The organism is Streptomyces sp. NPDC032472 (assembly GCF_040636955.1).
Lineage (GTDB): Bacteria > Actinomycetota > Actinomycetes > Streptomycetales > Streptomycetaceae > Streptomyces.
In genome coordinates, this window is sequence record NZ_JBEZVK010000149.1 from 1 (window position 1) to 6,957 (window position 6,957).

General features: G+C 69.1%; 6 protein-coding genes and 1 pseudogene. All 7 read right to left on the reverse strand.

The window, feature by feature from the left end; translation table 11 throughout:
- Positions 1 to 334: 334 nt before the first annotated feature.
- Positions 335 to 1,156, reverse strand: a complete 822-nt coding sequence (pssA, locus tag AB0F11_RS37105; RefSeq protein WP_361905956.1) for a CDP-diacylglycerol--serine O-phosphatidyltransferase — start codon at positions 1,154 to 1,156, stop codon at positions 335 to 337.
- A gap of 34 nt (positions 1,157 to 1,190) precedes the next feature.
- A complete protein-coding gene (locus tag AB0F11_RS37110) occupies positions 1,191 to 1,847 on the reverse strand; it encodes a phosphatidylserine decarboxylase (protein ID WP_362184011.1) in 657 nt (218 codons plus the stop codon).
- Between the two features lie 186 nt (positions 1,848 to 2,033).
- Complete coding sequence (locus tag AB0F11_RS37115) at positions 2,034 to 3,239, reverse strand: acyl-CoA dehydrogenase family protein (RefSeq protein ID WP_362184014.1); 1,206 nt, start codon at positions 3,237 to 3,239, stop codon at positions 2,034 to 2,036.
- 2 nt (positions 3,240 to 3,241) lie between these two features.
- Positions 3,242 to 3,754: a MaoC family dehydratase gene (locus AB0F11_RS37120; protein WP_015656728.1), complete on the reverse strand. Its 513-nt coding sequence runs from the start codon at positions 3,752 to 3,754 to the stop codon at positions 3,242 to 3,244.
- Between the two features lie 5 nt (positions 3,755 to 3,759).
- Positions 3,760 to 4,734: a CoA ester lyase gene (locus AB0F11_RS37125; RefSeq protein WP_361905846.1), complete on the reverse strand. Its 975-nt coding sequence runs from the start codon at positions 4,732 to 4,734 to the stop codon at positions 3,760 to 3,762.
- Positions 4,731 to 6,782 (reverse strand): protein meaA, encoded by a 2,052-nt coding sequence (locus AB0F11_RS37130; RefSeq protein ID WP_362184017.1) that lies wholly within the window; start codon positions 6,780 to 6,782, stop codon positions 4,731 to 4,733. The genes AB0F11_RS37125 and AB0F11_RS37130 overlap by 4 nt, the downstream gene beginning before the upstream one ends.
- 31 nt (positions 6,783 to 6,813) lie before the next feature.
- Positions 6,814 to 6,957, reverse strand: a pseudogene (locus tag AB0F11_RS37135) (crotonyl-CoA carboxylase/reductase); the annotation flags it as partial.

Genomic DNA, 6,957 nt, shown 5'->3' on the forward strand with positions numbered 1-6,957 from the left:
CCGCCGCCCGCCCGCCGCCCGCCGCCCGCCCGCCGCCCGCCGCCCGGCCGCCTCCCGCCGCCGGCCGACGGCTGGACGGCGGTGGATCGGCGAGGTCAGGGACGGTCCAGGGGGCCGGTGGCCGGGGCCGGGGTCGCGAAGGGGCGGCGCGGCCCCGTCACGCCTGCGCGGTGTCGGGCATGCGAGCCGGCGCCGGAAGGGGGGCCTGCGTTCCGTGGCGACCGTGTCCGCGGTGCGGGGCCGGGGTCGCCGAGGGTTCCCGGATCCGGGTGCCGGGGAAAGCGAAGGCCCCCCGCCAAGTGGCGGGGGGCCTTCGCGTGGTGCCGGGGTGCGGTTACGGGAGCTGAGCTGCCCGTGCCTCGCGGCGGTTGTGGCGGAACGTGTTCGCCCGGCGGGTCGTCGCGAACAGCGGGATGGTGGCCGCCAGCGCGATCTGCAGGGCGCAGCCGGTCTGCAGGAGCAGCTGGCCGCCGGGGGCGTCGAACGCCCACGCGGCCAGGAGGCCCATGGCGCTGACGATCCAGCTGAGCATCGCCACCGCGAGGACACCCCGCGGCTTCGGGTACTCGACCCGGCTGACCATCAGCCACGCGACGCCGACGATCGCCAGCAGCGTGGGGACGAAGGGCAGCTCCAGCAGGACGATGGAGACGACCGTCAGGGCGCCGAAGGGGCTCGGCATGCCCTGGAACATGCCGTCCTTCATCGTCACGCAGCTGAACCTCGCCAGGCGCAGGACCACCGCAAGCAGGACGACGATCGCGGCCAGGGCCGAGACCTTCTGGTGCGCGTCGTCCGCGACCATGCCGTAGACCAGCACGAAGTACGCCGGGGCCAGCCCGAAGCTGATCAGGTCGGACAGGTTGTCCAGCTCGGCGCCCATCGGCGAGCTGCGCAGCTTGCGGGCGACGATGCCGTCGAACAGGTCGAAGACCGCCGCGAGCAGCATCAGTATCACCGCGGTAGCCGCGCTGTGCCGGGCCATGCCCGACTCGCCGCTGCCGGTCAGGTGCGGGATGAGGATCCCGGTGGTGGTGAAGTACACCGCCATGAATCCGCACGTCGCGTTGCCGAGGGTGAGGGTGTCCGCTATCGACAGCCGCAGCGACAGCGGCATGTCGTCCTCGGCGGACTCCTCCTCCGCGGCCTCCGGCACCCAGCCGGTGGCGGGAGTGGTGGGAGTCTCGGGGTCAGTCACGGTCAATTCGGGTCACCCCCGCGGTGGTGGTCTGACCGACCTCGACCGCGACCTCGACGCCCTCGGGGAGGTAGATGTCGACGCGGGAGCCGAAGCGGATCAGACCGATGCGTTCGCCCTGCTCCACCTTGGTGCCGGCCGGCAGGTACGGGACGATCCGGCGCGCGACGGCGCCGGCGATCTGCACCATCTCGATGTCGCCGAGCTCGGTGTCGAAGTGCCAGACAACGCGCTCGTTGTTCTCGCTCTCCTTGTTGAACGCCGGGACGAACCCGCCGGGGATGTGCTCCACGGACGTCACGGTGCCGGCCAGCGGCGCGCGGTTGACGTGCACGTTCAGCGGGCTCATGAAGATCGCGACGCGGGTCCGCCCGTCCTTCCACGGCATGATGCTCTGCACCACACCGTCGGCGGGGGAGATGACGCGGCCCTGGGCGATCTCGCGCTCGGGGTCGCGGAAGAACCACAGCATGCCCGCGGCGAGCGCGGTGGTGGGCACGGCCGCCGCGGCCCAGCGTCCGGACTTGCGGGCCCGGGCGAGGCTGAGCGCCGCGGTGGCGACGGTCGGCAGAAGCCACGGCGATGCTCCGCGCGCGAGGCGTACGCCGAAGAGGCTGTCGCGAGGTGCAGAGGTTTGGCTGTGGGGCATGGATGACCTTCGTAGCGGTGGATTGCCGCGCCGCAAACAGGGGGACGGGACGGCGGCTTTACTGGAATGCTATCGGTTGCGCGCGACAACTGGGCAAGCCAGAAGCCGAGTCGATGCCCGTCAGCCAGTCACTGCAAGTGATTCTTTTGCGGCGAACCCATGGAGGATCCGCCGCAAAAGGGACTTTCAGCCCTGGAGCCGGTACTCCTCGAGCAGGCGTCGCCCAATGATCATTTTCTGGATCTCGGCAGTACCTTCACCGATGAGCAGCATCGGGGCCTCGCGGTAGAGGCGCTCGATCTCGTACTCCTTCGAGAAACCGTAGCCGCCGTGGATGCGGAAGGCGTCCTCCACCACCTCCTTGCAGTACTCGGAGGCGAGGTACTTCGCCATCCCTGCTTCGAGGTCGTTTCGTTCCCCGGAGTCCTTTTTGCGTGCTGCGTTGACCATCATGGCATGGGCGGCCTCGACCTTGGTAGCCATCTCGGCCAGCTTGAACTGGATGGCCTGGTGCTGGGCGATCGGCTTGCCGAAAGTGTGACGCTGCTGGGCATACGAGACACCCAGCTCGAAAGCGCGCTGCGCGACACCGCAGCCACGGGCCGCCACGTTCACGCGGCCGACCTCGACGCCGTCCATCATTTGGTAAAACCCTCGGCCCGTGGTGCCGCCGAGGACCCGATTGGCCGGAATGCGCAGTCCGTCCATGATGAGCTCGGTCGTGTCGACGCCCTTGTAGCCCATCTTGTCGATCTTGCCCGGGATGGTCAGGCCGGGTCGGACCTCTCCGAAGCCGGGCTCCTTCTCCACCAGGAAGGTCGTCATCGACTTGTGCGGGGCGGTCCCCTCGGGGTGTCCTTCGTCACTCCGGCACAGCACGGCCACCAGCGTGGAGCTGCCGCCGTTCGTCAGCCACATCTTCTGGCCGTTCAGGACGTACTCGTCGCCGTCCTTGACCGCCTTCGACGTGATGGCCGACACATCCGAGCCCAGCCCCGGCTCGGACATCGAGAACGCGCCGCGCACCTCGCCCAGCGCCATCCGCGGGAGGAAGTGGTCCTTCTGCTCCTGCGTGCCGTGCTGCTTGAGCATGTACGCCACGATGAAGTGGGTGTTGATGATGCCCGAGACGGACATCCAGCCGCGGGCTATCTCCTCCACGCACAGTGCGTACGTGAGCAGCGACTCACCGAGACCGCCGTACTCCTCGGGGATCATCAGCCCGAAGAGGCCGAGCTCCTTGAGGCCGTCGACGATCTGCTGCGGGTACTCGTCGCGGTGCTCCAGCTCGGTCGCGACCGGGATGATCTCCTTGTCCACGAATTCGCGGACGGTCTTGAGGATCTCCTGCTGGACGTCGGTCAGGCCGGCGGTCTGGGCGAGGCGTGCCATGGCTACTTCCCCTGTTCCTTGAGCTCGGGGCGGCCGGGCTGCTCGCCGCCGCGCTCCTTGATGTACGTCTCGGTCGGGACCATCACCTTGCGCCGGAAGACGCAGACGAGGGTGCCGTCCTGCTTGTAGCCCTTGGTCTCCACGTAGACGATCCCGCGGTCGTTCTTCGACTTCGACGGGGTCTTGTCGAGGACCGTGGTCTCGCCGTAGATCGTGTCGCCGTGGAAGGTCGGCGCCACGTGCCGCAGCGACTCGATCTCCAGGTTGGCGATCGCCTTGCCCGAGACGTCCGGGACGGACATTCCCAGCAGCAGTGAGTAGATGTAGTTGCCCACCACCACGTTCTTGCCGAAGTCCGTGGTGTTCTCGGCGTAATTCACGTCCATGTGGAGCGGGTGGTGGTTCATGGTGAGCAGACAGAAGAGGTGGTCGTCGTACTCGGTGACCGTCTTCCCGGGCCAGTGCTTGTAGACCGCACCGACCTCGAACTCTTCGTACGTGCGTCCGAACTGCATCGGGATCAGGCCTCCGGGATCTCGAACTTGGTGGTGCGCTGCATGCCCGCGGCGCGGCCCTTGCCCGCGATGACCAGGGCCATCTTGCGGCTGGCCTCGTCGATCATCTCGTCGCCGAGCATGGCCGAGCCCTTCTTGCCGCCGGCCTCGGAGGTGCACCAGTCGTACGCGTCGAGGATGAGCTCGGCGTGGTCGTAGTCCTCCTGGGAGGGGGAGAAGACCTCGTTGGCCGCCTCGACCTGGCCGGGGTGCAGCACCCACTTGCCGTCGAAGCCGAGGGCGGCGGCGCGGCCGGCGACCTCGCGGTACGCGTCCACGTCGCGGATCTGCAGGAAGGGGCCGTCGATCGCCTGGAGGTTGTGCATGCGGGCCGCCATCAGGATCCGCATGAGGATGTAGTGGTAGGCGTCCGCCGGGTAGCCGGGCGGCTGCATGCCCACGACCAGCGACTTCATGTTGATCGAGGCCATGAAGTCGGCGGGGCCGAAGATGATGGTCTCCAGCCGCGGCGAGGCGGCGGCGATCTCGTCGACGTTGACCAGGCCCTTGGCGTTCTCGATCTGCGCCTCGATGCCGATCTTGCCGACCTCGAAGCCCATGGTCTTCTCGATCTGCGTCAGCAGCAGGTCGAGCGCCACGACCTGCTGGGCGTCCTGGACCTTCGGCAGCATGATGCAGTCGAGGTTCTGGCCGGCGCCCTCGACGACCGTGATGACGTCGCGGTAGGTCCAGTGGGTGGTCCAGTCGTTGACGCGCACCACGCGGGTCTTGCCGGTCCAGTCGCCGTTGTTCAGCGCGTCCACGATGGTGTGGCGGGCGCCTTCCTTGGCGAGCGGGGCGCAGGCGTCCTCCAGGTCGAGGAAGACCTGGTCGGCCGGCAGGCCCTGGGCCTTCTCCAGGAAGCGGGGGTTCGAGCCCGGCACCGCGAGGCAGGAGCGGCGCGGCCGCAGCCGGTTCACAGGAGACGTGGGCGTGGTCATGCGGGGACCTCCAGAGGGTCGAGCTTGTTCGCTTTCCGGATCTCGTCGACGATACGGCCGATGATCTCCGTGATACCGAAGTCCTTGGGTGTGAAGACGGCGGCGACACCGGCCGCCTTGAGCGCGATGGCGTCGGCGTTCGGAATGATGCCGCCGAGGACGACGGGTATGTCACCCGCCCCCGCCGTTCGGAGGCGTTCCAGCACGTCCGGCACCAGGGCGCTGTGCGAGCCGGACAGGATGGACAGTCCCACGCAGTGCACGTCCTCGGCCAGCGCCGCCGTGGAGATCTCCTCGGGCGTCAGCCGGATGCCCTGGTAGACCACCTCGAAGCCGGCGTCGCGGGCGCGGACGGCGATCTGCTCGGCGCCGTTGGAGTGCCCGTCCAGGCCGGGCTTGCCGACCAGCAGGCGCAGTCGTCCCGAGCCCAGGTCCTCGGCCGTCCGGGCGACCTTCTCGCGGACCAGGGCCAGCGGCGTGCCCTCCTCGGCGGCGACGGCCACCGGGGCCGAGGAGACCCCGGTGGGGGCGCGGAACTCGCCGAACACCTCGCGCAGGGCGTTCGCCCACTCGCCGGTGGTGACACCGGCCCGGGCGCATTCGAGGGTGGCCTCCATCAGGTTCTCGGTCCCGGCCGCGGCCTCCTTCAGCCGGTCCAGGGCCTGGCCGACCGTCGGGAAGACGAACGGGTCGCCGCCCCCCTGCCGGTCGGAGGACTCCTGGCGCTCGGCCCGCCAGCGGCCGATGCGCTCGACGGTGAGCGCCTCCACCGCCCCGTCCACCGTCATGATGGCGCCGTCCAGGTCGGCGGTGAGCGGGTTCGGCTCCGTCTGCTGGAAGCAGTTCACGCCGACGATCTTGTCCTCGCCCGCCTCGATCCGGGCGCGGCGCTCGGCGTGCGAGGCGACCAGCTGGGACTTCAGGTACCCGGACTCGACGGCGGCCATCGCGCCGCCCATCTCCTGGATCCGGTCGATCTCGGCCAGGCAGTCGGCGACCAGGGAGTCGACTTTGGCCTCGATGACGTGGGAGCCCGCGAAGATGTCGTCGTACTCCAGCAGGTCGCTCTCGTGGGCGAGGACCTGCTGGATGCGCAGCGACCACTGCTGGTCCCAGGGCCGGGGCAGGCCCAGGGCCTCGTTCCAGGCGGGCAGCTGCACGGCGCGGGCCCGGGCGTCCTTGGAGAGGGTGACGGCGAGCATCTCCAGCACGATGCGCTGGACGTTGTTCTCCGGCTGCGCCTCGGTCAGGCCCAGGGAGTTGACCTGGACGCCGTAGCGGAAGCGGCGCTGCTTGGCGTCCTCGATGCCGTAGCGCTCGCGGGTGACCTGGTCCCAGATGCGGCCGAAGGCGCGCATCTTGCACATCTCCTCGATGAAGCGGACGCCCGCGTTCACGAAGAAGGAGATGCGGGCGACCACCTCGCCGAACCGTTCCTGCGGGACCTGGCCCGAGTCGCGCACCGAGTCCAGCACGGCGATCGCGGTGGACATCGCGTACGAGATCTCCTGGACCGGGGTGGCCCCGGCCTCCTGCAGGTGGTAGCTGCAGATGTTGATCGGGTTCCACTTCGGGATGTGGTTGACCGTGTACGCGATCATGTCGGTCGTCAGGCGGAGCGAGGGCCCGGGCGGGAAGACGTGCGTCCCGCGCGAGAGGTACTCCTTGACGATGTCGTTCTGCGTGGTGCCCTGGAGCTTGGAGATGTCCGCGCCCTGCTCCTCGGCGGCCACCTGGTAGAGCGCCAGCAGCCACATGGCGGTGGCGTTGATCGTCATCGAGGTGTTCATCTGCTCCAGGGGGATGTCCTGGAACAGCCGCCGCATGTCGCCCAGATGGGAGACCGGGACCCCGACCCGGCCCACCTCGCCGCGGGCGAGGATGTGGTCGGGGTCGTAGCCGGTCTGCGTCGGAAGGTCGAACGCGACCGACAGGCCGGTCTGGCCCTTGGCGAGGTTGCGGCGGTACAGCTCGTTGGACGCCTCGGCCGTGGAGTGGCCGGCGTACGTCCGCATGAGCCACGGACGGTCTTTCTGGCGCTCTGTCATCTCAGGCGATCCTTATGGCCTTTGAGCGGACTCAGACGTTGCGGAAGCGGTTGATCGCGTCGAGGTGCCGGGCGCGCATCTCGTGGTCGCGGACGCCGAGGCCTTCCTCGGGGGCGAGGGCGAGGACGCCGACCTTGCCCTGGTGGAGGTTGCGGTGGACGTCGTAGGCGGCCTG